22 protein-coding genes are annotated in these 24,566 nt (G+C 69.2%); 5 read left to right on the top strand and 17 right to left on the bottom strand.

Translation table 11 applies throughout. The features are described from left to right. Positions 1–77 precede the first annotated feature (77 nt). From OCT48_RS03600 to OCT48_RS03590, 3 genes are all read right to left on the bottom strand, one after another. The gene (locus OCT48_RS03600) at positions 78–740 is read right to left on the bottom strand and encodes a LuxR C-terminal-related transcriptional regulator (protein ID WP_126485493.1); all 663 of its coding nucleotides are present in this window, start codon (positions 738–740) and stop codon (positions 78–80) included. Positions 741–959: 219 nt separating this feature from the next. Further along, a complete protein-coding gene (acs, locus tag OCT48_RS03595) occupies positions 960–2,909 on the bottom strand; it encodes an acetate--CoA ligase (RefSeq protein WP_263591380.1) in 1,950 nt (649 codons plus the stop codon). Between the two features lie 162 nt (positions 2,910–3,071). Beyond that, positions 3,072–3,632 (bottom strand): SprT-like domain-containing protein, encoded by a 561-nt coding sequence (locus tag OCT48_RS03590; RefSeq protein ID WP_263591379.1) that lies wholly within the window; start codon positions 3,630–3,632, stop codon positions 3,072–3,074. Positions 3,633–3,775: 143 nt separating this feature from the next. Between OCT48_RS03590 and OCT48_RS03585 the strand changes: the two genes are divergently transcribed. Beyond that, entirely contained in the window at positions 3,776–4,420 is a 645-nt protein-coding gene (locus tag OCT48_RS03585) for a YecA family protein (protein WP_263591378.1), read from the top strand. Positions 4,421–4,528: 108 nt separating this feature from the next. On the opposite strand, the gene OCT48_RS03580 is transcribed toward OCT48_RS03585, so the two are convergent. Next, a complete protein-coding gene (locus OCT48_RS03580) occupies positions 4,529–5,650 on the bottom strand; it encodes a phospholipase D-like domain-containing protein (RefSeq protein WP_263591377.1) in 1,122 nt (373 codons plus the stop codon). Between the two features lie 130 nt (positions 5,651–5,780). Here OCT48_RS03580 and plsB point away from each other — a divergent pair, with 130 nt between their 5' ends. Continuing rightward, positions 5,781–8,219 (top strand): glycerol-3-phosphate 1-O-acyltransferase PlsB, encoded by a 2,439-nt coding sequence (plsB, locus tag OCT48_RS03575; protein WP_263591376.1) that lies wholly within the window; start codon positions 5,781–5,783, stop codon positions 8,217–8,219. An 18-nt stretch (positions 8,220–8,237) separates the two neighbouring features. Here the strand turns inward: plsB and OCT48_RS03570 are convergent, their stop codons facing one another. From OCT48_RS03570 to ampD, 6 genes are all read right to left on the bottom strand, one after another. After that, on the bottom strand, positions 8,238–9,002 hold the full coding sequence (locus OCT48_RS03570) for a class I SAM-dependent methyltransferase (RefSeq protein ID WP_263591375.1): 765 nt from the start codon (positions 9,000–9,002) through the stop codon (positions 8,238–8,240). Beyond that, positions 8,999–9,703 (bottom strand): tRNA (adenosine(37)-N6)-threonylcarbamoyltransferase complex dimerization subunit type 1 TsaB, encoded by a 705-nt coding sequence (tsaB, locus tag OCT48_RS03565; protein ID WP_263591374.1) that lies wholly within the window; start codon positions 9,701–9,703, stop codon positions 8,999–9,001. Before tsaB ends, OCT48_RS03570 begins: the two co-directional genes overlap by 4 nt. Before the next feature lie 87 nt (positions 9,704–9,790). Next, complete coding sequence (gene adk / locus OCT48_RS03560) at positions 9,791–10,447, bottom strand: adenylate kinase (protein WP_263591373.1); 657 nt, start codon at positions 10,445–10,447, stop codon at positions 9,791–9,793. 243 nt (positions 10,448–10,690) lie between these two features. Beyond that, positions 10,691–12,700, bottom strand: a complete 2,010-nt coding sequence (aceF, locus tag OCT48_RS03555) for a pyruvate dehydrogenase complex dihydrolipoyllysine-residue acetyltransferase (RefSeq protein ID WP_263591372.1) — start codon at positions 12,698–12,700, stop codon at positions 10,691–10,693. A gap of 70 nt (positions 12,701–12,770) precedes the next feature. After that, positions 12,771–15,443, bottom strand: a complete 2,673-nt coding sequence (gene aceE, locus OCT48_RS03550; RefSeq protein WP_263591371.1) for a pyruvate dehydrogenase (acetyl-transferring), homodimeric type — start codon at positions 15,441–15,443, stop codon at positions 12,771–12,773. Positions 15,444–15,778: 335 nt separating this feature from the next. Further along, entirely contained in the window at positions 15,779–16,348 is a 570-nt protein-coding gene (gene ampD / locus OCT48_RS03545) for a 1,6-anhydro-N-acetylmuramyl-L-alanine amidase AmpD (RefSeq protein ID WP_263591370.1), read from the bottom strand. A 77-nt stretch (positions 16,349–16,425) separates the two neighbouring features. Here ampD and nadC point away from each other — a divergent pair, with 77 nt between their 5' ends. After that, positions 16,426–17,277 carry a carboxylating nicotinate-nucleotide diphosphorylase gene (gene nadC / locus OCT48_RS03540; RefSeq protein ID WP_263591369.1) on the top strand — a complete coding sequence of 284 codons (852 nt, stop codon included), beginning with the start codon at positions 16,426–16,428 and terminating at the stop codon, positions 17,275–17,277. A 3-nt stretch (positions 17,278–17,280) separates the two neighbouring features. Here nadC and OCT48_RS03535 read toward each other — a convergent pair whose 3' ends face one another. After that, positions 17,281–17,826, bottom strand: coding sequence for a GNAT family N-acetyltransferase (locus OCT48_RS03535; protein WP_263591368.1), 546 nt, complete (start codon positions 17,824–17,826; stop codon positions 17,281–17,283). A 92-nt stretch (positions 17,827–17,918) separates the two neighbouring features. Here OCT48_RS03535 and tsaA point away from each other — a divergent pair, with 92 nt between their 5' ends. After that, positions 17,919–18,635, top strand: coding sequence for a tRNA (N6-threonylcarbamoyladenosine(37)-N6)-methyltransferase TrmO (gene tsaA / locus OCT48_RS03530; protein ID WP_263591367.1), 717 nt, complete (start codon positions 17,919–17,921; stop codon positions 18,633–18,635). A 326-nt stretch (positions 18,636–18,961) separates the two neighbouring features. On the opposite strand, the gene purC is transcribed toward tsaA, so the two are convergent. The 4 genes from purC to dapA are packed head-to-tail and all read right to left on the bottom strand — an operon-like array spanning position 18,962 to position 22,411. After that, positions 18,962–19,675, bottom strand: coding sequence for a phosphoribosylaminoimidazolesuccinocarboxamide synthase (gene purC / locus OCT48_RS03525; protein ID WP_263591366.1), 714 nt, complete (start codon positions 19,673–19,675; stop codon positions 18,962–18,964). Positions 19,676–19,716: 41 nt separating this feature from the next. After that, positions 19,717–20,517, bottom strand: coding sequence for an MBL fold metallo-hydrolase (locus OCT48_RS03520; RefSeq protein WP_263591365.1), 801 nt, complete (start codon positions 20,515–20,517; stop codon positions 19,717–19,719). Continuing rightward, the gene (locus OCT48_RS03515) at positions 20,517–21,479 is read right to left on the bottom strand and encodes an outer membrane protein assembly factor BamC (protein ID WP_263591364.1); all 963 of its coding nucleotides are present in this window, start codon (positions 21,477–21,479) and stop codon (positions 20,517–20,519) included. Before OCT48_RS03515 ends, OCT48_RS03520 begins: the two co-directional genes overlap by 1 nt. A gap of 47 nt (positions 21,480–21,526) precedes the next feature. Beyond that, positions 21,527–22,411: a 4-hydroxy-tetrahydrodipicolinate synthase gene (gene dapA / locus OCT48_RS03510; RefSeq protein WP_263591363.1), complete on the bottom strand. Its 885-nt coding sequence runs from the start codon at positions 22,409–22,411 to the stop codon at positions 21,527–21,529. Between the two features lie 200 nt (positions 22,412–22,611). Here dapA and OCT48_RS03505 point away from each other — a divergent pair, with 200 nt between their 5' ends. After that, a complete protein-coding gene (locus OCT48_RS03505) occupies positions 22,612–23,088 on the top strand; it encodes a peroxiredoxin (RefSeq protein WP_263591362.1) in 477 nt (158 codons plus the stop codon). A 31-nt stretch (positions 23,089–23,119) separates the two neighbouring features. Here the strand turns inward: OCT48_RS03505 and OCT48_RS03500 are convergent, their stop codons facing one another. After that, positions 23,120–24,223, bottom strand: coding sequence for an AI-2E family transporter (locus OCT48_RS03500; protein WP_263591361.1), 1,104 nt, complete (start codon positions 24,221–24,223; stop codon positions 23,120–23,122). Beyond that, positions 24,220–24,468 (bottom strand): sulfurtransferase TusA family protein, encoded by a 249-nt coding sequence (locus OCT48_RS03495; RefSeq protein ID WP_183382743.1) that lies wholly within the window; start codon positions 24,466–24,468, stop codon positions 24,220–24,222. The genes OCT48_RS03500 and OCT48_RS03495 overlap by 4 nt, the downstream gene beginning before the upstream one ends. Positions 24,469–24,566 lie beyond the last annotated feature (98 nt).

The following is a 24,566-nucleotide window of genomic DNA, read 5'->3' as shown; positions in this document are numbered from 1 at the left end:
AATTCGATCCGGCGGGGTTTCTTCCAGCTTCAGGCTTCCAGGCGCGCAGCGCCGCTCTTCAAGCTACTGACCGGAGGTCAGGACTCGACCTTGGGCGGCTCCACCTCGAGCTTCTGGGCGGCGATCACCGCCTGGGTGCGGGAGTGCACGCCGAGCTTGCGCAGGATGGCGGTGACGTGGGCCTTGATGGTGGCCTCGGAGACGTTGAGCTCGTAGGCGATCTGCTTGTTGAGCAGCCCTTCGGTGAGCATGTTGAGCACCCGGAACTGCTGGGGGGTCAGCGAGGCGATGGCCTCGGCGAAGCGGGTCTCCTCCTCGTCGCCCTCGCCCAGGGCGTCGGCCATCTCCGCCGGCAGCCACACCTCGCCGTCGAGGATCTCGCCCACCGCCTCGGCGATCAGCGCCAGCGAGGACGACTTGGGGATGAACCCGGAGGCTCCGTAGTCGATGGCCCGGCGCACCACATGCAGCTCGTCGCTGCCGGAGACCACCGCCACCGGGATGTCGGGGGTCTGGCCACGCAGCTGGATCAGCCCGGAGAAGCCATGGGCGCCCGGCATGTGCAGGTCCAGCAGGATCAGGTCGGCATCCGGGTGGCGAGTGACCACCTCGGTGGTGGCCTCCATGGTGTCGGACTCGACGATCTCGGCCTGGGGTGCCAGCTGGCGCAGCGCCTGGGTCAAGGCTGCGCGGAACAGCGGATGGTCATCGGCAACGATGAATTTCTGGGCAAAGGCCATGGATTCTCCTCCGGTTCCGGGAGCAGCGGGACGGGCCGGCCGCCGTCTGCGGGACGCTTTCGTCTTTCACGGCATGTTACCCCATGGCCGAGGCGATGCCCAAGCGCTTGGCGGGTATTGTCGACATTTTTCGAGGCGCCATGAAGAAGCCGGCCACACGGGCCGGCTCGGATGACCAACCGATGGGCTGCCCCGGCCAGGCGGGGCGGCCGCTCGCGGTTACTTGATGACGCGATGCTCGATCAACTCCTCGACCACCGAGGGGTCCGCCAGGGTGCTGGTGTCGCCCAGGCCGTCGCACTCGTTGGCGGCGATCTTGCGCAGGATGCGGCGCATGATCTTGCCCGAGCGGGTCTTGGGCAACGCCGGTGCCCACTGGATGACGTCCGGCGAGGCGATCGGCCCGATGTCCTTGCGCACCCACTGGGTCAGTTCCTTCTTGAGCTCGTCGCTGGGCTCGTGTTCATCGTCCAGGGTGACGTAGATGTAGATGCCCTGGCCCTTGATGTCGTGGGGGAAGCCGACCACGGCGGCCTCGGCCACGGCCTCGTGGGCCACCAGGGAGGACTCGATCTCGGCGGTGCCCATGCGGTGGCCGGAGACGTTGAGCACGTCGTCGACCCGGCCGGTGATCCAGTAGTAGCCGTCCTCGTCGCGACGGCAACCGTCACCGGTGAAGTACATTCCCTTGTAGGTGGAGAAATAGGTCTGCAGGAAGCGCTCGTGGTTCTTCCAGATGGAGCGCGCCTGGCCCGGCCAGGAGTCGAGGATCACCAGGTTGCCCTCGGCGGCCCCCTCGAGCAGGTTGCCCTCGTTGTCGACCAGCGCCGGCTGCACGCCGAAGAACGGCAGGGTCGCGGAGCCCGGCTTGAGGTCCATGGCACCGGGCAGCGGGGCGATCATGATGCCGCCGGTCTCGGTCTGCCACCAGGTGTCGACGATGGGGCACTGCTTGTTGCCGATCACCCGGTAGAACCACTCCCAGGCCTCGGGGTTGATCGGCTCGCCCACCGAGCCCAGCAGTCGCAGGCTGTCCCGGGTACTGGAATCCATGACGTTGTCGCCGTGGGCCATCAGGGCGCGGACCGCGGTGGGCGCGGTGTAGAGGATGTTGACCTTGTGCTTGTCGACCACCTCGCCCATGCGGCCGTTGGTCGGGTAGCTGGGCACGCCCTCGAACATCAGCGAGATGGCGCCGTTGGCCAGCGGTCCGTAGACGATGTAGCTGTGGCCCGTGACCCAGCCCACATCGGCGGTGCACCAGTAGATCTCGCCGTCCTGGTAGTCGAAGACGTACTGGTGGGTCATGGCGGCGTGCAGCAGGTAGCCGCCGGTGGTGTGCTTGAGGCCCTTGGGCGCGCCGGTGGAACCGGAGGTGTAGAGGATGAACAGCGGGTCCTCGGCGCCCATCGGCTCGGCGGGGCAGTCGGTGGACTGCTGGTCGACGAGGTCGTGGTACCAGACGTCGCGGCCGTCCTTCCACTCGATCTCGCCGCCGGTGCGCTGGACCACCAGCACCTTCTCGGCCACGTCGGTGCCCTCGCGGGTCAGGGCCGCATCGACGTTGTCCTTGAGGGGCACTTGCTTGCCGCCGCGCACGGACTCGTCGGCGGTGATCACCACCTTGGAGCCGGCGTCCTTGACCCGTTGGGCCAGGGCGTCCGGAGAGAAGCCACCGAACACCACCGAGTGGATGGCGCCGATCCGGGCACAGGCCAGCATGGCCATGGCGGCCTCGGGGATCATCGGCATGTAGAGCGTCACGGTGTCGCCCTTGGCGACGCCCAGCGACTTCAGGGCATTGGCCAGCTGGCAGGTCCGATCAAAGAGCTGGCGATAGGTCAGGGTCTTGGAGTCCTTGGGATCGTCGCCTTCCCAGATGATCGCCGGCTGGTCGCCGCGGGTCTCGAGGTGACGGTCCAGGCAGTTGACGCTGGCGTTGAGGGTGCCGTCCTCGAACCAGCGGATGTCGACGTCGTGGGTATCGAAGACGGTGTGCTTGATCCTGGTCGGTGACGTGAACCAGTCGAGGCGCTTCGCCTGCTCGGCCCAGAAGCCTTCCGGATCATCCAGGGAGCGTTGGTACATGGCCTGGTAGGTCGCCTTGTCGGCCCATGCCTTGGCGGCGAAGTCCTCACGTACCGGATAGACGTGCTGCTGATCACTCATGGAAATGCCTCTGTCCTCGGGGTGGCCCCTTCAGGTTGATGAAGCCGGCGGCATTGTGGCTGGTGCCGCCGACGCCATGAAGGTAGTTCCAGCATAAACCGCCCGCGCCGCCACTTCCCCCTAGACATTGGTATGAACAATTTCCTTTTTTATAACAATAGATTAAGACAGCTTTTCAAACGCCGCCCGACCAACATAGACCAAGGTCTCGGCGCACTGCCGGCAGCGATAGGCACGTCCCGACCGGACCAGTGCATGACGCCGCGCGGTGAAGGCATGTTCCCGGCAGCCACAGCGGTAGCGATGGGGCGCGGGACTGGCGCGGCCGGTATCGAAGCGGTGGGTGACCCGTGGCGCCAGGCCGAATAGCCGGCGCATCACCGCCTGCCACTCATGGCCATGGGGGCGCGCGAGGTGGCCGTCGTCCAGGTGGTGAACCAGCCAGTGGGCCATCTCGTGGGGTACCACCTCGACCAGGAAGGCCTGGCGATTCTCGTCGAAGAGCACCGGATTGAAGCGCAGGCCGCCCCGCCCGAAATGCGCCTGGCCGGCGCCCTTGCCGCGCAGGTCGAGCCACACCTCGGGGCGCGGCAACCCGGGATGCACCTCGCGACACAGCCGCCAGGCGGCCTCGACCCGGTCATGCAGGGCGCGCTGGCTTGCCGCCCGGTCGAGGGCGGCAAGCCATGGGCGGTCGGGTGTCGGCAGGGCGGGCATGGTCATGGGATGCTAGAATGGCGTCCCGTGCCCGCCGCGTAAAGGGAGCCCGGCGCGACGAGTGAGCCAGCACCGCGCCGGGAGCCACCGGCACGCCGATCGCCCCGATCCCCCATGCCCGACGCCCGAGACAGCCGACGAGAGATCCCATGTCCGACACCGACAAGCCCCAGCCCCTGCCCCTGCTCGATGACGAGGCCCTGGACCGGCTCGACGACTTCCTCGAATCCGACCGGGTCGATGCCGATGCCCTGGACCTGATCGGGGCCCACGGTTTCCTGGTCGCCCTGGCGGTGGCCCCCCGCGACGTGCCTGCCGCCACCTGGGTGGCGGAGCTGTTCCACGGCGAGCCGAGCTTCGCCGACGAGGCGGAGCGCGAGGCCATGCTCGGACGGCTCGAGGCGCTACGCCGCAACGCCATCGAGGTGCTGGAGGGCGGCGGCCTGCCCGAGCTGCCCTTCGACCTGGAACTGGGCGGCCTGGCCCCGGAGGAGACGCCCATCGGCGACTGGTGCGCCGGCTTCATGGAAGGGGTCTTCCTCGACGAGACGGCCTGGTTCGCCGAGGACGAGGAGGCCGCCGCCACCCTGCTGCTGCCCTTCATGCTGCTCTCGGGACTGTTCGCCGAGGAGCCGGACATGGCCGAGCTGGCCAACGACGGCGAGCGACTGGAGACCCTGGTGGCCCAACTGCCGGAACTGGTGCTCGACCTCTACCTGCACTACCGGGTGCCGCCCGAGACGCCCAAGCCCCGGCGCAAGGCGCCGGCCGGACGGGGCAAGCGCAAGAAGTAAGAGGGAAGATAACCTGATGCCCCATCCCCCTGATTCAAGGGTGTTCTTCCTTCTTCCAGGCGCGAAGCGCCGCTCTTCCGGCCTCAAGCTTGGACCGGCGAAGCCGGGTCATCTCAGCCGGGTCAGCAGACCGTCCAGGGTGCCGAACAGCCACTCCTTGAGGCGCTGCCAGCGGGGACGGCGCAGCCACATCGCGTGGTGGATCTCGTGGCTGGCGGCGAAGTTGCGCCGGAACAGCGCGGCCACCTCCTCGGCGAAGCGGGCATCCTCCACCTCCTGGTTGGCCTCCAGGTTCCACTGCAGGCTCCAGTGATCGAAGTTGCAGGACCCCAGGCTGACCCAGTCGTCGGCGAGGGTGAACTTGGCGTGGATGAACGACGGCTGGAACTCGAAGATGCGCACCCCGGCCCGCAGCAGGCGCCCGTAGAAGCGCTGACCGGCATAGCGCACTCCCGGGTGGTCATGGCTCTCGCCGGGCAGCAGCAGGCAGACCTCGACGCCACGGCGGGCGGCTCTCGCCAGACGCAGGCGCAGGCTCAGGGTCGGCACGAAGTAGGGGGTGCAGATCCAGATGCGCCGCCTCGCCCCGCTCACCTGGCGCTGCAGCGAATGGCGGATGGCCTGGTAGCGATAGCCCTGGCCCCACACCACTCGCCCACGCATGCCGCCGTAACCGTCGTCGGTGCCCGTGGAGACGCCCAGGCCGCGCACCAGTTCGGGGGCACCGGCGCCCCGGGTCATCGGCGAGTCCCAGAGCGCGCAGAAGAGTCGTGTCCAGTCGGCCACCACCGGCCCCTCGATGCGCATCGCCACCTCGTACCAGGCATCGAGGAACTCGTCGACGACGCCGAAGCCGCCGGTGAAGGCCACCTCGCCGTCCACCACCACCAGCTTGCGATGGTCGCGGGTCAGGTTGCGCGCCAGGGAATGCAAGCCCAGGGGATTGAACCAGCGCAGCGCCACGCCGCCCGCCTCCAGCCGGCGGCGATCCGCCGCCTCGAGCCCCATGGCGCCATAGCCGTCGAGCAGCAGCAGCACGGTCACGCCCCGCTCCACGGCCCGCTGCAGGACCTCGATCAGGGCCGTGGCCAGCCGCCCGGATTCCATCAGGTAGAGCTCGATGAGGATCGAGTGGCGGGCGCCGTCCACCGCCTCGAACATGGCCGGCAGGAAGCGTGCCGCCTCCGGCAGCAGCTGGAAGTGATTGCCGTCTCGCCACATGCCGTGCATGGCCCGCATCCCTGTCCGCCGTGACTGCCGGTATTGACGCACGTTTGCGGCGGCGGGAAAAGCCGCGGCGCCTGACCCGCCCGACCCGCCCCGCTATACTGGCCTCTCATTTCCTCGCAGGGGCATCCGGATGGCCTCCCCGATCAGCGCACTGCACGTCCCCCTACGGCGACTGCTCACGGCCTGGGTCCAGGTGCGCCGGATCGAGCCGGCCCCGGAGGCGCTGGGGCTCGACCCCGCACTGCCCACCGTCTACGTGCTGCCCCGCTCGTCCCTCTCGGATGCGCTGCTGCTGGAGTCCCTGGCCCACCGCCATGGCCTGCCACCGGCGGACGCCCGACAGCGCCTGGGCGAGCACGAGGTGCGGACGCGGCTTGCCCTGCCGTCCCTGCGGCGGCGACTCTGGCCCCGCCGTCCCCATGGCGGGGCGCCCTTCGAGGCGCTGATCGCCGCCGGCCGCGCCCTGCCCCAGGATATCCAGCTGGTGCCGGTGAGCGTCTTCTGGGGGCGCGCCCCGGGCAAGCGCTTCGGCCTCTGGCACCTGCTGGCCGCCGACAGCTGGCGGCTCACCGGCCGGCTGCGCCGCCTGCTCTCGGTGGCGGTCAACGGCCGCGACGTGGAAGTCTACTTCGGCGCCCCGCTGCGGCTCTCCGAACTCGATGATGGCCGCGAACCGGCGCTCACCAACCGCAAGGCGGCCCGCCTGCTGCGGGTCCACTTCCGCCGCGTCCGCATCCAGGTGCTGGGCCCGGACCTCTCCCACCACCGCACCCTGGTCGAGGGCGTGGTGGGGAGCCCCGAGGTCCGCCGGGTCATCGAGGAGCTCGCCGGCGACGACCCGCGGGCCCGAGCCCGGCTGCGGCGGCGCGCCCGTCGCTACGGCCGCGAGATCGCCTCGAACATGAGCTACCCGGTGATGCGCTTCCTGCACGGCGCGCTGCGCCGGCTGTGGAACCGCCTCTACGACGGCGTCGATGTCCAGGGGCTGGAGGCGATCAAGGCCCTGGCCGGCAACCACACCCTGGTCTATGTGCCCTGCCACCGCAGCCATATCGACTACCTGCTGCTGTCCTACGTGCTCTATGACCATGGCCTGATGCCGCCGCACATCGCCGCGGGCCGCAACCTGGACATGCCGCTGGTCGGCCCCCTGCTGCGACGCGGCGGGGCCTTCTTCATGCGTCGCAGCTTCCGCGGCCAGCCGCTCTATGCCGGGGTGTTCAGCGAGTACCTGCATCGCCTGCTGGCCGCGGGCCACCCCCTGGAGTACTTCATCGAGGGGGGCCGCTCGCGCAGTGGCCGGATGCTGCCGGCGCAGCCGGGCATGCTGGCCATGACCCTCGGCTCCTTCCTGCGCAGCCGCCGCCACGGCGCCCAGCCACTGGCCTTCGTGCCGGTCTATATCGGCTACGAGCGGGTCCTGGAAGACGTCACCTACCAGCGTGAACTCGCCGGCAGTCGCAAGCGCAAGGAGACCCCGCTGGGCCTGCTACGGGTCCTGGGGCGGCTGCGCCAGCCCCATGGGCGCGTCGCCGTGAACATCGGCGAGCCGCTGGAACTGGCGGCCTTCCTCGACCGCCAGCGCCCGGACTGGCGGGACGCCGCCGGCGAGGGGCGCCCGGGCTGGTGCGACGAGGTGGTCCCGCGACTCGGCGAGGCCCTGACCCGGCGCATCAATGCCGCGGCGGCGCTCAACCCGGTCAACCTGGTGGCGCTGGGCCTGCTGGCGACGCCCCACCATGCCATCGAGGCCGATCTCCTGGAGCGCCAGCTGGCGCTGCTCGTCGACCTGCGTCGCCCGCGGCCCGGCGGCCCCCAGCGGGGCCTGCCGGCGGGCAGTCCCCGGGACTGGCTCGACGAGGCCCGCGCCCTGGGGCTGATCACCTACCGCCCTCACCCGCTGGGCGACATCGTCACCGCGGATGAGCGCCAGGCCAGCCTGCTGGGCTGGTACCGCAACAACGTGCTGCACCTCTTCGCCCTCCCCGGGATCACGGCCTTCGCCTTCCGCCACCATGCCTACCATGCCTCCGGTGACCTCGAGGCCCTGCTCGCGCCGATCTGGCCGGTGCTGGCCCGGGAACTGTCCCTCGAGTCGCCGCCCTCGCTGCGCATCGCCCTGGACGAGATCCTGGCCCAGCTCGGCGCGGCGGGACTGCTCGAGCGTGACGGCGACGGCTGGCGCCGGCCGGCCTCGCTGACCGGCGACGAGCAGCTGCGGATGCTGGGCCGGTTGATGCAGCCCTCCCTGGAGCGGGGCTACCTGCTGCTCTCGGCGCTGCTCGGCGAGCCCCCCGGCCACTTCACCGCCAGGAGCCTGGGCGACCATGCCCGCCAGCTGGCCGAGCGCCTGGCCCAGCTCACCGGGCGGGCGGCACCCGAGTTCTTCGATGCCCGGCTGTTCGCCGGGCTGGTGGCGAGCCTGGAGGCCGAAGGCTGGCTGTGGCTCGACGAGGGACGACTGCACTACGCCCGGGCACTGCGCGAGACCGCCAGCCGCAGCCGGGCGCTGTTCGCCCCGGCGCTGCGCCATCGCCTGCAGCGGGTCGCCCGCCAGAGTGAGGCCTGAGCTGCGCTCAGGGCAGGGTCAGGGCGGGGTCAGGGCACGATGGACATAGAGATCGTAGCGGCTGGTCTTGCCCTCCAGCACATGGCGCGGGGCGGGGCCGGGAATGGGCGGGGCCTTGCGCGGTCGCTTGACCACCACCCGGTGGGTGGCCACGTCCAGCGCCGCCTCGAGCAGCCGGGGCGCATCGGCATCGTCCCCGGCCAGCGTCCGGAACAGCCGCATCTCCTTCTTGACCAGCGCCGACTTCTCGCGGTGGGGAAACATCGGGTCCAGGTGGATAACCTGGGGCGCGACGCCCGCCCCGGCCACCAGCGCGGCCAGCTCCCGGCCGGCATCACCATGGGCCAGCTGCATGCGCGCGGCGATCTCGGCGGTCTCGGCCGCGCCCCGGGCGCGGGCCAGGCCGTCCTCGAGCAGTGCGGCGATGGCCGCGACCCGCTCGATCATCAGCACCTCGGCGCCCAGCGCGGCCAGCACGAAGGCATCGCGGCCGAGCCCCGCCGTGGCATCCACCACCGAGGGCGTCACGCCCCTGGCAAGCCCGCAGGCCCGGGCGATGAGCTGACCCCGGCCGCCCCCGAAGCGGCGACGATGGGCCGCGCGACCGGCGACGAAGTCCACCGCCAGGGGCTTGCCATAGGCGCGGGGATCGCCGGCCAGGACCAGCCGGCCGTCCTCGCGGCGCAGCACCAGCGGCGCCTCGGCCCCGTCCGGGCTCTCGCGGCCCGGCAGCCCCCAGCGATCGGCCAGGGCGGCATCGCCCGCGACCGCCACGCCGCTCATCGGCTCTTCTGCCAGGCGACCCGGTCGCGCAGGTAGACCGGCTGCACCTCATGGGCGGGTCGTCCCTCCCCCGCGGCGAAGGCCTCGGCGGCCAGCAACACCATGTCCTCGGCGGCGGGGTCCATCTCGGGCAGGCACTGGCTCAGGCCGGCCTGGACCCGGGACGGCATCTGCTCCCACAGGGCCCAGCCGGAGCCGACGCCCACCCAGTCATGGTCGACATGGCCGGGGGGCAAGCACAGCCGCGACGGCGGCAGCACCGCCTCCGCCGCCAGGGCCTCGACCCGGCCCTCCCGGCAGCGCCAGGCCGCGGCATAGACCTCCCCCATGCGGGCATCCAGGGCGGTGAACAGGTAGCGGAAATGGTGGCGACGGTGGGCGCCCAGGGCCAGCGCCGCCAGGGTCGAGACGCCGAGCAGGGGGCGATCCAGGCCGAACGCCAGGCCCTGGGCGGTGCCGGCGGCGATGCGCAGTCCGGTGAAGGAGCCCGGCCCCCGGCCATAGGCCACCGCATCCAGGTCGGCGGGCGCCACGCCGGCCTCGCCGAGGACCTCGTCGACCATCGGCAACAGCCGACGGGTATGCGCGCGGGGGGTGAGTTCGAAGCGGGAGATCAGCTCATCGTCGGCGCCCTCGCGACGCCGCAGCAGGGCGGCGGAACAGGCGCTCGAGGAGGCATCCAGGGCCAGCAGGATCGGCATGGGGAGTCACGCAGTGGCGAAAATGTCGGGACATTATACGACAACGGCCCGCGGATGCGGGCCGTCGTGAGCGGGGACGGGGCGGGATCAGCCCTCGAGGGCGTCGATCACCTGCCTGGTGATGTCATCCACGCTGCCGACGCCCTCGACCCGATGATAGGCCGGTGCGGCGTCCGGATCCTGCCGGGCCCACTCCTGGTAGTACTCGACCAGCGGCGCGGTCTGCTCATGGTAGACCGCCAGGCGGTTGCGCACGGTGGCCTCGCTGTCGTCGTCGCGCTGGATCAACGCCTCGCCGGTGACATCGTCCTTGCCCTCTTCCTTCGGCGGGTTGTGGTCGACGTGATAGACCCGGCCCGAGGCCGGATGGACGCGGCGACCCGCCAGACGATTGACGATCTCCTCGTCGGGCACGGCGATCTCCAGGACATGGTCGATCTTCACGCCGGCATCCTTCATGGCATCCGCCTGGGGGATGGTGCGCGGAAAGCCGTCGAACAGGAAGCCGTTGGCGCAGTCCGGCTGGGCGATGCGCTCCTTGACCAGGGAGATGATCAGGTCGTCGGACACCAGGCCACCGGTGGTCATGATCTCCTTGACCTTGAGACCCAGCTCGCTACCTTCCTTGACCGCCGCCCGCAGCATGTCGCCGGTGGAGATCTGCGGAATGCCGAAGCGCTCGCAGATGAACTGGGCCTGGGTACCCTTGCCGGCACCCGGGGCGCCCAAGAGGATCAAACGCATGGAAATTGCTCCTTGAGGTGATGAAAAACGCACAGACGAAGAATGGGATGAAGCGCACGATACCCGGGGCATCTTCTCCAGACAAGCGACGGACTGCCGCAGCGACTGCCAGGAAGACAAAAAGCCCCTCTGCCTCAAGGCATTAAGGGGCAAATAGGACTTTGGTCGGCTCACCGTGGCGAGAGCCGCAGAAACGCCGACGGCGCCTCGTGGCGCCGTCGGTCGTGGCTCAGCCGTTCCCGATCAGAGCAGCAGGCGACGGATGTCCGTCAGTACCTGGCCGAGGAAGGCGGTGAAACGGGCCGCATCGGCGCCGTTGACCGCCCGGTGGTCGTAGGAGAGCGACAGCGGCATAGTGAGTCGCGGCTGGAAGGCCGCGCCGTCCCACACCGGCTTCATGGACGCCTTGGAAACGCCGAGGATGGCGACTTCCGGGGCGTTGACGATGGGCGTGAAGGCCGTGCCGCCGATGGAGCCCAGGCTGGAGATGGTGAAGCAGCCACCGGTCATCTCCTCGCGCTTGAGCTTCTTCGACTGGGCCTTGCCCGCCAGCTCCACGGACTCCTTGGCCAGCTCGATCAGCGACTTCTTGTCGGCGTCGCGGATCACCGGGACCATCAGGCCGTCCGGGGTGTCCACGGCGATGCCGATATGCACGTACTTCTTGTGCACCACGGTCTCGCCGTCGCTCTTCAGGCTGACGTTGAACTGCGGGTACTTGCGCAGCGCGAAGGCACAGGCCTTGATCAGGAAGGGCAGCGGCGTGAGCTTGGCGCCCTGGGCCTCGGCCTCGGCCTTCATCGACTTGCGGAAGGCTTCCAGCTCGGTGATGTCGGCCTCGTCGAACTGGGTCACGTGGGGCAGGTTGACCCAGCTGCGATGCAGGTTGGTGGCGCCCATCTTCATCAGGCGCCCCATGGCCTTCTCCTCGACCTCGCCGAACTGGCTGAAGTCCTGGTCGGGGATCGGCGGGATGCCACCGCCCGCGGCGGCCGCCGGAGCGGCGGCCGGCGCCTGGGCCTGGCCGGCCATGACCTGCTTGACGTAGGCGTGCACGTCCTCCTTGAGCACCCGCTCCTTGGGACCGCTGGGCTTGACCAGGCCGAGGTCGACGCCGAGCTCGCGCGCCAGCATGCGCACCGCCGGACCGGCATGCACCAGCTTGCCGTCGCGGGGCTTGTGGGCCGCCATCTGGGCCTCGGGGCTGGGCCGTCCCACCGCGGCGGCGGCCGTCGGCTTCTCGGCCAGGGCCGTGGACGTCCCGGCCGTCGCCTCGGCTTGCTTGGCGGCCTGCTTGGCGGCCGGCTGGGGCGCAGGCTTGGCGCCGGCGGTCTCGATGTAGCCGATCAGGTCACCCTCGGAGACGGTATCGCCCTCCTTGACGGTGAGCTCGACCAGCGTGCCCTTGAAGGGGCTCGGCACGTCCATGGAGGCCTTGTCGGATTCCAGGGTGATCAGCGGGTCTTCCTCGTCGACCTGGTCGCCGACGCTGGCGGCGATCTCGATCACCGGCACGTCGCTGGAGCCGGACAGGTCCGGCACCCGCACCTCGCGACGCTCGGGCTCGCCACTCGCCGCCGGCTCGGACGCCGCTTCCGCCTGGGGCGCGGAAGCCGGGGTCTCGGCCGCGGGGGCCTCGGCGGGGGCCTCGGCCTCGCCGCCGGCGGCGCCGACCTGCATGGTACCGATGACGTCGCCCTCGGAGACGGTGTCGCCCTCCTTGACGGTCAGGCTGACGATCTTGCCGGCATGGGGACTCGGCACGTCCATGGAGGCCTTGTCGGACTCCAGGGTGATCAAGGTGTCTTCCTCGGCGACCTCGTCGCCTTCGGCCACCGCCACCTCGATGATCTCCACATCGCTGGAGCCACCCAGGTCCGGGACGGTGATGTCGACGGTGCGGCTGCCGCCGCCGGCGCTCTTGGCCGCCGGCGCCTCGGGCTCGGGAGCCGACTCGGCCGCGGCGGCCGGGGCCTCGGCCGTCTCACCGGCCTCGCCACCGGCATCACCGCCACCCTCGGCCTCGATCTCGACGATATCGTCCCCCTCGGAGACGGTGTCGCCCTCCGCGACCAGCACCTTCAGCACCTTGCCCCCCTTGGGGGCGGGCACGTCCATGGAGGCCTTGTCGGATTCCAGGGTGATCAGGGTGTCCTCGGGCTCGATGACGTCGCCTTCCGACACCGCGATCTCGATGATTTCCACATCGGTATCGCCACCGATGTCGGGCACTTTGATGATTTCGCTACTCAAGGTCGCGCTCCTTCAAACTCTTGACGGGGGCGGGCCCCACGGGCCCGCCATGCCACCGGTGGTCGACGCCTCACACCTCAAGCGGGTTGGGCTTGTTGGGGTCGATGCCATACTTCTCGATGGCCTCGCCGACGACCTTGCGATCGATCTCGCCACGCTGAGCCAGCGCCTTGAGTGCGGCCACGGTGACGAAGTAGCGGTTGACCTCGAAGAAGTGACGCAGCTTCTCGCGGGTATCGGAGCGGCCGTAGCCGTCGGTGCCGAGGACATGGTAGTCGGTCGGCACCCAGGCGCGGACCTGGTCGGCGAACAGCTTCATGTAGTCGGTGGAGGCGATGGCCGGGCCCTGACGCCCCTCCAGGCACGCCGTGAGATGCGGCTTGCCGGGCTCGTCGGCCGGCTTGAGGAAGGCCTGACGGTCGATCTCGAGGGCCTCGCGACGCAGCTCGTTGAAGCTGGTCACGCTCCAGATGTCGGCACCCACGCCCCACTCCTCGGCGAGCAGCTCGGCGGCGGCCTCGACCTCGCGCAGGATGGTGCCCGAGCCCAGCAGTTGGACGCGTCCCTTGTCGCCCTGGGTCTCGCGCAGCAGGTACATGCCCTTGATGATGTCCTCGGCAGGCACCTCCTCCAGGGCCGGCTGCTCATAGTTCTCGTTCATCACCGTCAGGTAGTAGAAGCAGTTCTCCTTGTCGGTGAACATGCGCTTCAGGCCGTCCTGGACGATGACCGCCACCTCGTGGGCATAGGTCGGGTCGTAGCTGCGGCAGTTGGGGATCATCGACGCCTGGAGGAGGCTGTGGCCGTCCTGGTGCTGCAGCCCCTCGCCGTTGAGGGTGGTGCGACCGGCGGTACCGCCGACCAGGAAGCCCCGCGCCTGCATGTCGCCGGCGGCCCAGGCCAGGTCACCGATGCGCTGGAAGCCGAACATCGAGTAGTAGACGTAGAACGGCAGCAGGGTGGTGGCGTTGTTCGAGTAGGAGGTCGCCGCGGCGATCCAGGCCGACATGGCCCCGGCCTCGCTGATGCCCTCCTCGAGGATCTGGCCCTTCTGATCCTCGCGATAGAACATGATCTGGCCCTTGTCGACCGGCTCGTACTTCTGGCCCTCGGAGGTGTAGATGCCGAGCTGGCGGAACATGCCCTCCATGCCGAAGGTGCGCGCCTCGTCGGGGATGATCGGCACCACGCGGTCGCCGATCTTCTTGTCCTTGACCAGGCCGTTCAGGATGCGCACGAAGGCCATGGTGGTGGAGATCTCGCGCCCCTTGGACCCGCCGGTCTGGGAGGCGAAGGTCTTGTCCTCCAGGGACGGGATCGGCAGCGACTCGAAGTCGCTGCGGCGGCTCGGCAGGTAACCGCCCAGGCGCTCGCGCTGGAGGTGCATGTACTTGAGTTCCGGGGAGTCATCCTCGGGCTTGTAGTACGGGACCTCCTTGAGCTGCTCGTCGGACAGCGGGATGCCGAAGCGATCGCGAAACTTCCTGAGCGCCTCGTATTCCATGGTCTTGACCTGGTGGGCCTCCATGGCGGCTTCACCCTCGCCGCCGCCCATGCCGTAGCCCTTGACGGTATGCGCCAGGATCACGGTGGGCCGGCCGTTGGCGTTCTGGGTCGCCTCGTGGTAGGCCGCATAGACCTTGAACGGGTCGTGGCCGCCGCGGTTGAGCTTCCAGATGTCCTCGTCGGACATGTCCTTGACCATCTCGGCGGTTTCCGGGTACTTGCCGAAGAAGTGCTCCCGGGTGTAGGCGCCGCCGAGGGCCTTGTAATTCTGGTACTCGCCGTCGACCGCCTCGTCCATGCGCTTCTGCAGGATGCCCTTCTTGTCCTTCTCGAACAGCGGGTCCCACAGGCGCCCCCAGACGACCTTCTGGACGTTCCAGCCGGCCCCGCGGAACACGCCCTCGAGCTCGTCCATGATCCGCGAGTTGCCACGCACCGGGCCGTCGAGACGCTGCAGGTTGCAGTTGATGACGAAGATCAGGTTGTCGAGCTTCTCGCGGCTGGCCAGGTGGATGGCCCCCAGGGACTCCGGCTCGTCGCACTCGCCGTCGCCCAGGAAGCACCAGATCTTGCGATCGTGCATATCCTTGAGCTCACGCGAGTGCAGGTACTTCATCACGTGAGCCTGGTAGATCGCCTGAATCGGCCCCAGCCCCATGGACACGGTGGGGAACTGCCAGAAGTTCGGCATCAGCCAGGGGTGCGGGTAGGAGGACAGGCCGTCGCCGTCCACCTCCTGGCGGTACTTGTCCATCTGCTCTTCGGTCAGGCGTCCTTCCAGGTAGGCGCGAGCATAGACGCCCGGCGCCACGTGGCCCTGGATGTACACGAGGTCGCCCTCGAAGTCGCCGTTGGGAGCCCGGAAGAAGTGGTTGAAGCCCACGTCGTAGAGGGTCGCCGCCGACATGAAACTGGCGATGTGGCCGCCGAGGCCCGGGTTCGCACGGTTGTTGCGGATCACCTGGGCGATGGCGTTGTAACGGATCAACGACCGGATGCGACGCTCCATGAAGAGATCGCCCGGCATCGGCGCCTCGCGGTGCACCGGGATGGTGTTGCGATGCGGCGTCGTCACCGAGAAAGGTACCTGCATGCCGTCGCGGCGCACGCGGTCGGCCAAGCGGGTCATCAGGTACCGGGCGCGTTCCTCGCCCTCGCGATCCAGTACCGATTCCAGGGAATCCAGCCATTCCGTGGTTTCGACCGGATCGAGATCTTCTCGTGTCTCAAGACTCATAGACGTCTCTCCGAATGACGTGGGGGCAACAGCCCCGCAACAAGGGGGTGTAGCGCTTTGCGTGATGGCAAGGCAGGATCTCCACCCTAGCCCGCCCGTGTTGTAGTCGTTTTACAAGGCAACGCAATCGTTGGTGGTAAGTGCGCTGAAGATACCGCAAACACTGACGGCTGCCAATTGAAACAGAATTGGAAATTTTTTTCAAAAACCACGAGACCTTGATTGAGCGGGGCTTTTCGCCCCATCCGACGCGAATCAACCGTCCCCGGGAGCCTTGTAATTCAACCAAGTACGTCCTCGCCACTAGGGCATTTCCGGCCTGAAAAGTGCTTTTGCTACGTAATATTGCTACTCGCCGCCAGCTGCTGCCGAAAGTAGGCCCAGTCGAAGGCCGGCCCGGGGTCGCTCTTGCGTAATGGTGCGACATGGGCATGGCTGGTGATGCGCTCGGGTGTGAGCGCCGGATAACTCGCCTGCAATGCCCGGGCGGCCGCCGCCAGGGCCCGGTACTGGGCCTGGGTGTAGGGGGACACCTCGTCCCCCTCCAACTCGATGCCCACCGCGAAGTCGTTCAGCGCCCGGCGCTCGACCCCGCCATCCCGCCAGCGCGAGCGACCGGCGTGCCAGGCCCGCGCCTGGAAGGGCACGAATTGCACGCACTCGCCGTCGCGGCGGATCAACAGGTGCGCCGAGACCCGCAGGCCTTCGATCGCGGCGAAGAAGGGATGACCGGCCGGGTCGAGGCGATTGGTGAACAGTCGCTCGATCGCATCGCCGCCGAACCGGCCCGGCGGCAGGCTGATCGAGTGCAGCACCAGCAGCGAGACCTCGCCGTCCGGGCGCCCATCCTGATTGGGTGATGGCACCCGGCGGGCCCCCTCGAGCCAGCCATCGTGAATCGGCATCTTTCCCCCTGACGTCTGTCCTTGCGTTTCCCCTATAATGGACGTCCCCAGCTTCACAGCACAGAGACAGGCCCACCATGCACTATCAGGATGCCCTTGCCGAAGAGATCCGTGACAGCGCCGCCCGGCTGCTGGCCGAGGACGTCGGCCCCGGCGACATCACCGCCGAGCTGATCCCCGAGAAACACTGGGCCCGGGCCCGGGTGATCACCCGGGAGGACACCGTGCTGTGCGGGGTGGCCTGGGTCGACGAGCTGTTCCGGCGTCTCGACGCCCGGGTCGCGCTGCGCTGGCAGGCCGCCGACGGCGACCGGGTGGCCGCCGGTGACGCCTTCCTCGAGCTCGAGGGACCGGCTCGTTCCCTGCTGACCGGTGAACGGGCGGCCCTCAACCTGCTGCAGACCCTCTCGGCCACCGCCACCCGCACCCGCCACTGCGTGGACCTGCTCGCGGGCACCGGGGTCCGGGTGCTGGACACCCGCAAGACACTGCCCGGCATGCGCCTGGCCCAGAAGTATGCGGTGACCTGCGGCGGCGGGCATAACCACCGCATCGGGCTCTATGACGCCTTCCTGATCAAGGAGAATCACATCGCCGCCTGCGGGGGAATCGAAGCCGCCGTTGACGAGGCCCGACGCATCGCCCGGGACCTGCCGGTGGAGGTGGAAGTGGAGACCTTCGCGGAGCTGGACCAGGCGCTGGCCGCCGGTGCCGACGTGATCATGCTCGACAACTTCTCGCTGGAGGACATGCGCGAGGCGGTCCGTCGCACCGGCGGCCGGGCCACCCTGGAGGCCTCGGGCAATGTCGACGAGACCACCCTCAGGGCCATCGCCGAAACGGGGGTGGACTGCATCTCCAGCGGCGCCCTGACCAAGGACGTCAAGGCCATCGACCTGTCGATGCGGATCATCGAGCAGGACGCCTGAGCCTCAGCACGCCGTCAGCGACTTCTCCAGGTGCCGGCGGCACAGCCGCTGGCCACCCCGCTCGACCCACTCCTCGCGCACCCGCCGCCAGCCGCGGCGCTCCAGCCCGTCGGCCATCACCAGGCTGGCGTCGATGCCCAGGCGCGTCGCCCCCTGCTCCCGCAGCAGCCGCTCGGCGTGCTCCAGCAGGGTCGAGCCGATGCCTCGGCGGGCCAGGGAGGGCCAGACATAGAGGGACTCGACGTAGTGACGGCGCGGGTCGATCTCGATGAAGCCCACGCAGCGGCCGTCACAGGTCGCCACCAGGGTGGTATAGAGGACCTGGCGCGCCGCCCAGGCACAGCCCTCGCGGGGCAGGACCGCGGCCCAGGCCTCCCGCGCCGCCAGCGCGTAGTGCGCCATGGCGCCCTGCATGACCGCGTGGTGGAAGACCTCGGCCTGGTCGGTGCCGTCCTGGACTCGTGCCTGGCGATAGAGGATGCGCGGCGCCTTGGTGCCGGCGGCCGGACCGTCCGGGGGCGCCGTGGAAACGGGGTCGGCATGACGCATGAGGGGCTTCCTGCAAAAATGGAGACGCCCAGAGATTACCGAAGCCAGGCGCCCGGGCCAATGCCCGACGGCCACCGCCATCAGGACCCGCCATGCATGCCCCGACCGCCTTGCCCATGACGCCCATCGGACATATCGCCAGCGACTTTCCCGACAAGTTCGGCATCCCCCGCCAGCCCGGCCTGGCCGAGGCCGCCCGCGCCCGCCTGGTGCTGGCGCCGCCCTTCGACGACCCACTCGCGGTGCGGGGCCTGGAGGCCTTCAGCCACCTCTGGCTGACCTTCGTCTTCCACCTGAGTCCCGAGCGCTGGACGCCCCTGGTACGCCCACCGCGCCTGGGGGGCAATGCCCGGGTGGGGGTTTTCGCCAGCCGCAGCACCCATCGCCCCAATCGCCTGGGCCTGTCGCTGGTGGAGCTCGTCGCCATCGACACAAGCGCCGGGGTGAGCCTGACGCTGCGCGGGGCCGACCTGGTGGACGGCACCCCGGTACTCGACATCAAGCCCTACCTGCCCTGGGCCGAGGCTCGCCCCGAGGCCCGGGCCGGCTTCGCCCCCGAGGCACCCGCGGCTCGTCCGGTACACTTCACCCGCGACGCCGAGGCCGCCCTCGCCGCCCGGACGGACCGCGACACCCTGCGCCCGCTGATCACCCAGGTGCTGGCCCAGGACCCGCGCCCCGCCTATCGCCGCGGCGCCGAGGCCCGAGTCTACGGGGTGCGCCTGCGCGACCTGGACGTGCGCTTCCGCGCCCTGACCGGCGCCGACGGCGACACTGCCCTGGAGGTCGTCGAGATCGTGGCGGTATAGGCATTTCTACGTGACCTGACGAACGTGATGAGCGTGTCCGGCGCCAAGCCTTGGCGAGGGCGCTGTGAACCCCTCCCTGGGCGCTACTTTTGCCCTGCGGCGCTCTCGCATCCTGCGCCGCTTGCAGGGCCTGGGTTGGCCATCCATGGCCAACCCGCTCGGTGGGAAGAACATTCACTGGATGTTCTCCATGTTCCGCCTCGCCCATGGCAAAAGACCCTCGCTTCGCCTTGTCCCCGGCGCTCATCATCACCGTGGAGCGAAACGGGCTGGATACGACGAAGGGCCCCGCAGGGCCCTTCGCACGTTACGGCCTGGCGGCTGGCTCAGCCGAAATCGACGCCGATGCGGCGTCCCACTTCCTCGTAGGCCTCGATCACCCCGCCCAGCCCCTGGCGGAAGCGGTCCTTGTCGAGCTTCTCGCGGGTCTCGGCGTCCCACAGGCGGCAGCCGTCCGGGGAGAACTCGTCGCCCAGCACGATCCTGCCCTGGAAGAGCCCGAACTCGAGCTTGTAGTCCACCAGCAGCAGGCCGCCGTCGGCGAACAGCTGCTTGAGCACCTCGTTGACGCGGAAGGTCAGGGCCTTCATCTCGGCGAGCTGCTCGGGGGTCGCCCAGCCGAAGGTCTCGGCCAGGGACTCGTTGATCATCGGGTCATGGAGCTCGTCGTTCTTGAGGAACAGCTGGAAGGTCGGCGGGTTGAGCTCGCTGCCCTCCTCCACGCCGAGGGTCTTGACCAGGCTGCCCGCGGCGATGTTGCGCACCACACACTCCACCGGCAGCATGTCGAGGTTCTTGACCACGCACTCGGTGTCGGAGAGCAGGCCCTCGAAATGGGTGGGGATGCCGGCTTCCTGAAGCTTGCCCATGATGAAGGCATTGAAGCGGTTGTTGACCTTGCCCTTGCGCTCGAGGGACTCCATGCGCCGGCCGTCGAAGGCGCTGGTGTCGTCACGGAAGTGCAGGATCAGGCGATCCGGGTCGTCGGTGGCGAAGACCGACTTGGCCTTGCCGGCATAGAGTTCTTGGCGCTTTTCCATGGGAAGCCTCCACAGGCGGTAGGTATAAGAGGATACGGGGATCAGGTGATCGCCTGCCAGTCCAGCCCCTGGTCCTGGGCGGCCACCGTCAGGCGCGAATCGTCGCCGTCGAGCAGCGGCACCAGGGCCTCCAGGGCCAGCTCGGGGCGGTTGTTGTGTTCCGACAGGTGCGAGCAGACGATGCGCTGCAGCCGGTCCAGCCCCAGCCGCCGGAGCAGCCAGGCGGCCTGGGCATTGGCCAGGTGGCCCCACTGGCCGCCGACCCGGCGCTTGAGGCTCGGCGGGTAGGGGCCGGTCTCCAGCAGGTGCACATCATGGTTGCACTCCAGCACCAGGGCATCGCAGCCACGGAAGGCCTCGACGACGTGCTCGCTGGGATGGCCCAGGTCGGTGAGCAGGCCGAGGCGCCGGTCGGCGGCGGCGAGGCGGAACTGCACCGGCTCCCGGGCATCGTGGGGCACGGTCACCGGGTCGATCTCGAAGCCCTGCACGCGGAAGGGCGCCTGGGGGGTGATCCAGTGGCGATGCGGCACCTCGCCGAGCTTGCCCGACAACCAGGTGCCCGGCGTCAGGTAGACCGGGACCCGGTAACGTCGCGCCAGGGGGCCGACGCCGCGCACGTGATCACCGTGCTCGTGGGTCACCAGCACGGCATCGAGCTGGCGGGGGTGCAGGCCGAAGCGGGCCAGGCGACGCTCGGTCTCCCGGAGGCCGAAGCCGCAGTCGACCAGCAGGCGCGTCTCGCCATCGCTGACCAGGGTCGCGTTGCCCTTGCTGCCGCTGCCCAGCGAGGCGAAGTGCAGCCGTCCGCCCCCCCGACCCAGGCTCGGCGACCCCGTCATCAGCCCAGCAGGCCCGCCACCCGCTCGAGGAGTTCACGGCGATCCTCCGCGGAGAGCTCGCGCTCGTCGGCGGGCTCGGCGCGCAGCACGGTGCGCTCTGGCCCGCTCGCCTCCAGCACCAGGCGAATGCGCTGGGGCGACGCCTGGCCCAGGCTCGTCAGGGTGCCGAGCAGCCCCTCGCTGCGCTCGCTGAGAGTCAGGTAGTCCACCAGGAAGCGGTGACCGTCGGCGTCCTGCTCCAGCAGCTCGCGGCGCTCGGCCACCGAGAAGTCGGCCTCGAGCTGGTAGCTGAGCTCGGCCCAGGTCCGCTCCAGGTCGAAGGGGATCACCAGGCGCCACTCGCCGGCGCGCTGCTCGAGCAGCGGACGCATGCGCTCCTCGGGGGCACGCTGCACCGCCAGCGACGAGGCGCTGGCGGTGGCACCACGCGCCTCGAAGCGCCGCTCCAGGGCGCGCAGGCAGCCCTCCAGCGGTGTGCCGGCCTGTTCGCAGCGCACCTCGCTGGCCCCGGGCTGCAGGCCCGGGCGCACGCTGAGGCGTCCCTCGGCCGTCTCCAACACGCCCCGGCTGGAGTCGCGACTCACCACCTGCAGGCCGCGCTCGTCGGCGAAGCGCTCCAGCTCGGACCACACCGCACTGGGCTCGGCACCGACCACCAGCCAGCGTTGCCCGGCCGCCTCGCGGCGAGCCACGTCACCGGCCTCGACGCCACTGCCGGCGCCCAGCGCACGGGGGGGTGGGGCATCGAAGTCGTCGCCCTGGGACGCGAAGCTGCCGGCGGCCTCGGGCACCGGCATGGCATCCCGGTAGCGGCGGGTGTCCCGGCCGTCGGGCAGCACCAGGGGCGCACTCGCCTCGGCCTCGGCATAGTCGACGCGACGGTCGTCGTAATAGCCGTCGCGGGCACAGCCGGCCAGGGCCAGGGCGGCCACCAGGGGCATCCATTTCAGCGCAGCGCTCATGCATCCACCTTGCATCGGGTTGTCCAGGTTGCGGCGCGGGGCGCCGCTCAGTCGTCGATCACACCGGCCAGCTGCAGGGCCTCGCTGACGGTGGAATGGTACTTCTCGGAGAGCCAGGTCAGCGGCAGACGGATGCCCGGCTCGATCAGCCCCATGCGGTGCAGGGCCCACTTCACGGGAATCGGGTTGGCCTCGATGCCCAGGTTGGTGTGCAACGGCATCAGGCGGGTGTTGATCTGGTGGGCCTTGTCGACCTCGCCGGCCACGGCGGCGACGCACAGCTCGTGCATGGCCCGCGGCGCGACGTTGGCGGTCACCGAGATGTCGCCATGGCCGCCCATCAGCATGAAGTCGCAGGCCGTGCCGTCGTCGCCGGAATAGAGCATGAAGTCGCTGCCCTCGAGGCGGGCGATGAGGTCCTCGGCGCGCTCCAGGTTACCGGTGGCATCCTTGAGGCCGACGATGTTGTCCACCTCGGCCAGGCGCAGCACGGTCTCGTTGTAGAGGTCCGAGCAGGTGCGGCCGGGCACGTTGTAGAGGATCACCGGCAGGTTGCTGCCCTCGGCCACGGCCTTGAAGTGCTGGTAGAGGCCTTCCTGGGTCGGCTTGTTGTAGTAGGGGCACACCGACAGGCAGTAGTCGGCCCCCACCTCGCTGGCGTAGCGGGCCAGCTCGACCGCCTCGGAGGTGGCGTTGGCGCCGGTGCCGGCGATCACCGGGATGCGCCCGCCGACTTCCTCCACCACGGTGCGGATCACGTCGAAGTGCTCGGCGAATGACATGGTGGTCGGCTCGCCGGTGGTGCCCGCCGCGACGATCGCATCGGTGCCGTGGTCGAGATGGAAGTTGACCAGGGCCCGCAGGGCCTCCCAGTCGATATCGCCGTTGACCTTCATCGGTGTCGCCAGCGCGACGATGCTGCCCGTGATCATGCTCTGCTTGTCCTCTCAACTGCCTGCCGGGGTGACCGCTGCGGCCACGGTCACCGTTCAAGGATCCCGCCCCCGCCCGGGGTCTCGATATCAGGGGACAAATGGTACTCAGGGCTCGTGAGCCTGTACAGCGGCGACTTTACACTTCGCCGCGGGTTGCGTGTAATCGGAGCCTTCGCCCCCGATCCAAGGAGTCCTCCATGACCGTCAGCATCGGCCAGCCCGTGCCCGACTTCACCGCCACCGCCACCGGCGACACCACCCTGAGCCTGTCGGCGCTGCGCGGCCGGCAGGTGGTGGTGTACTTCTACCCCAAGGCCAGCACGCCGGGCTGCACCACCGAGGGCGGCGACTTCCGCGACCGCAAGGACGCCTTCGAGGCCGCCAACACCGTGGTCGTCGGCGTCTCCCGGGACGGCATCCGCGCCCAGGAGAACTTCAAGGCCAAGCAGGGGTTCAACTTCCCGCTGCTCTCCGACAAGGACGAGGCGGTGTGCCGGCTGTTCGACGTCATCAAGCTCAAGAAGCTCTACGGCAAGGAGCACCTCGGCATCGAGCGCAGCACCTTCCTGATCGATGCCCACGGCACGCTCGCCCGGGAATGGCGAGGCGTCAAGGTCAAGGGGCACGCCGACGAGGTGCTGGAGGCCGCCCGGGCGCTGCACGCCGGGCAGTGAGGAGCGCGCGTCCGCCCTCGGGCGGACGCGCTCAGGACTCGACGGCCTCCTCTTCCTGGGAGACTTCCTGGCGGCGCTGCTGGATGCCCCGCGGCCAGGCATAGACCAGGGCCTTGAGCAGGGTCGCCAGGGGAATGGCGAAGAAGATGCCCCAGAAGCCCCAGACGCCGCCGAAGAACAGCACCGCCAGGATGATCGACACCGGGTGCAGGTTGACCGCCTCGGAGAACAGCACCGGGACCAGGACGTTGCCGTCCAGGGCCTGGATCACCCCGTAGGCGATGATCACGTAGAGGAACTGGTCGCCGAGGCCGAAATGGAAGCCCGCCACCGCCGCCACCGGCAGGGTCGCCACGGCGGCGCCGATGTAGGGCACCAGCACCGACAGGCCCACCAGCACCGCCAGCAGGGCCGAATAGGGCAGGCCGAAGAACATGAAGGTGAAGAAGGCCACGCTGCCGACGATGATGATCTCGGTGAACTTGCCCCGCACGTAGTTGGCGATCTGATCGTCCATCTCCTGCCACACCCGCGTCATCAGGCCGCGGTTCTTGGGCAGCAGCGAGACGGTGAAGCCCACCAGCCGATCGCGGTCCTTGAGCATGAAGAACACCAGGATCGGCACCAGCACCAGGTAGACGATCAACGCCACCACGTTGCCCAGCGAGGCCAGCGACAGGGTCAGGGCGCGCTGGCCGAGCTGGGTGACCTCGCGGCCGGCCATGCCGATCCAGGCCTGGATCTGGTCGGGAGTCACCAGCTGAGGGTAGCGTGCCTGGAGGTCGTCGAGCAGCTGCTGGACGCTGGCGAGCATGCGCGGCGTCTCCTGGACCAGGTTGACCAGCTGGTTCCAGATCAGCGGCATCAGGATCAGCGCCATCGCCAGCAGCACGCCGATGAAGGCCAGGTAGACCAGCATCACCGCCAGGAAATGCGGCACGCGTCGCCGGGTCAGTCCGTTCACCGCTCCCTGCAGCAGGAAGGCGATCACCAGGGCGGTGAGGAAGGGCGCCAGCATCTTGCCCAGCCAGATCACCACGGCGAAGCCGAGCACCAGCACGATCAGCAGGATGACCGCCTCCTCGTCGGAGAGGTAGTGGTCGACCCAGCTACGGAACACCGACCTCAGGGTCATGGAGCCTGCTCCCCACCCTTGCGGATCCAGTAATGATAGACCTCGCCGCGCTCCTCGCGGGCCGGCATCTCGTGATCGCTCTGGGCGATGAAGGTCTCGAAGTCCCGCCAGGACCCGGCGTCGGTGGCCATCACTTCCAGCAGCTGCCCCGGAGCCAGCCGGGACAGGGCCTGCTTGGCCTTGAGCAGGGGTAGCGGACAGGGAAGACCCCGTGCGTCGAGCACGTCATCAGGTTGCACAGCCATATTGTCTCCCGGGAGAATGCCAGAGGCATGCCGGGCCCGAGCGGGGCAGGTTGCCGACATGAACTCTTGGGATTTAAAGGCACTTTTCCGGACGAATC

It is taken from the genome of Halomonas sp. M4R1S46, from assembly GCF_025725685.1.
In the GTDB taxonomy this organism is placed as follows: domain Bacteria; phylum Pseudomonadota; class Gammaproteobacteria; order Pseudomonadales; family Halomonadaceae; genus Halomonas.
This window is presented reverse-complemented; position numbering and strand designations above follow the sequence as displayed.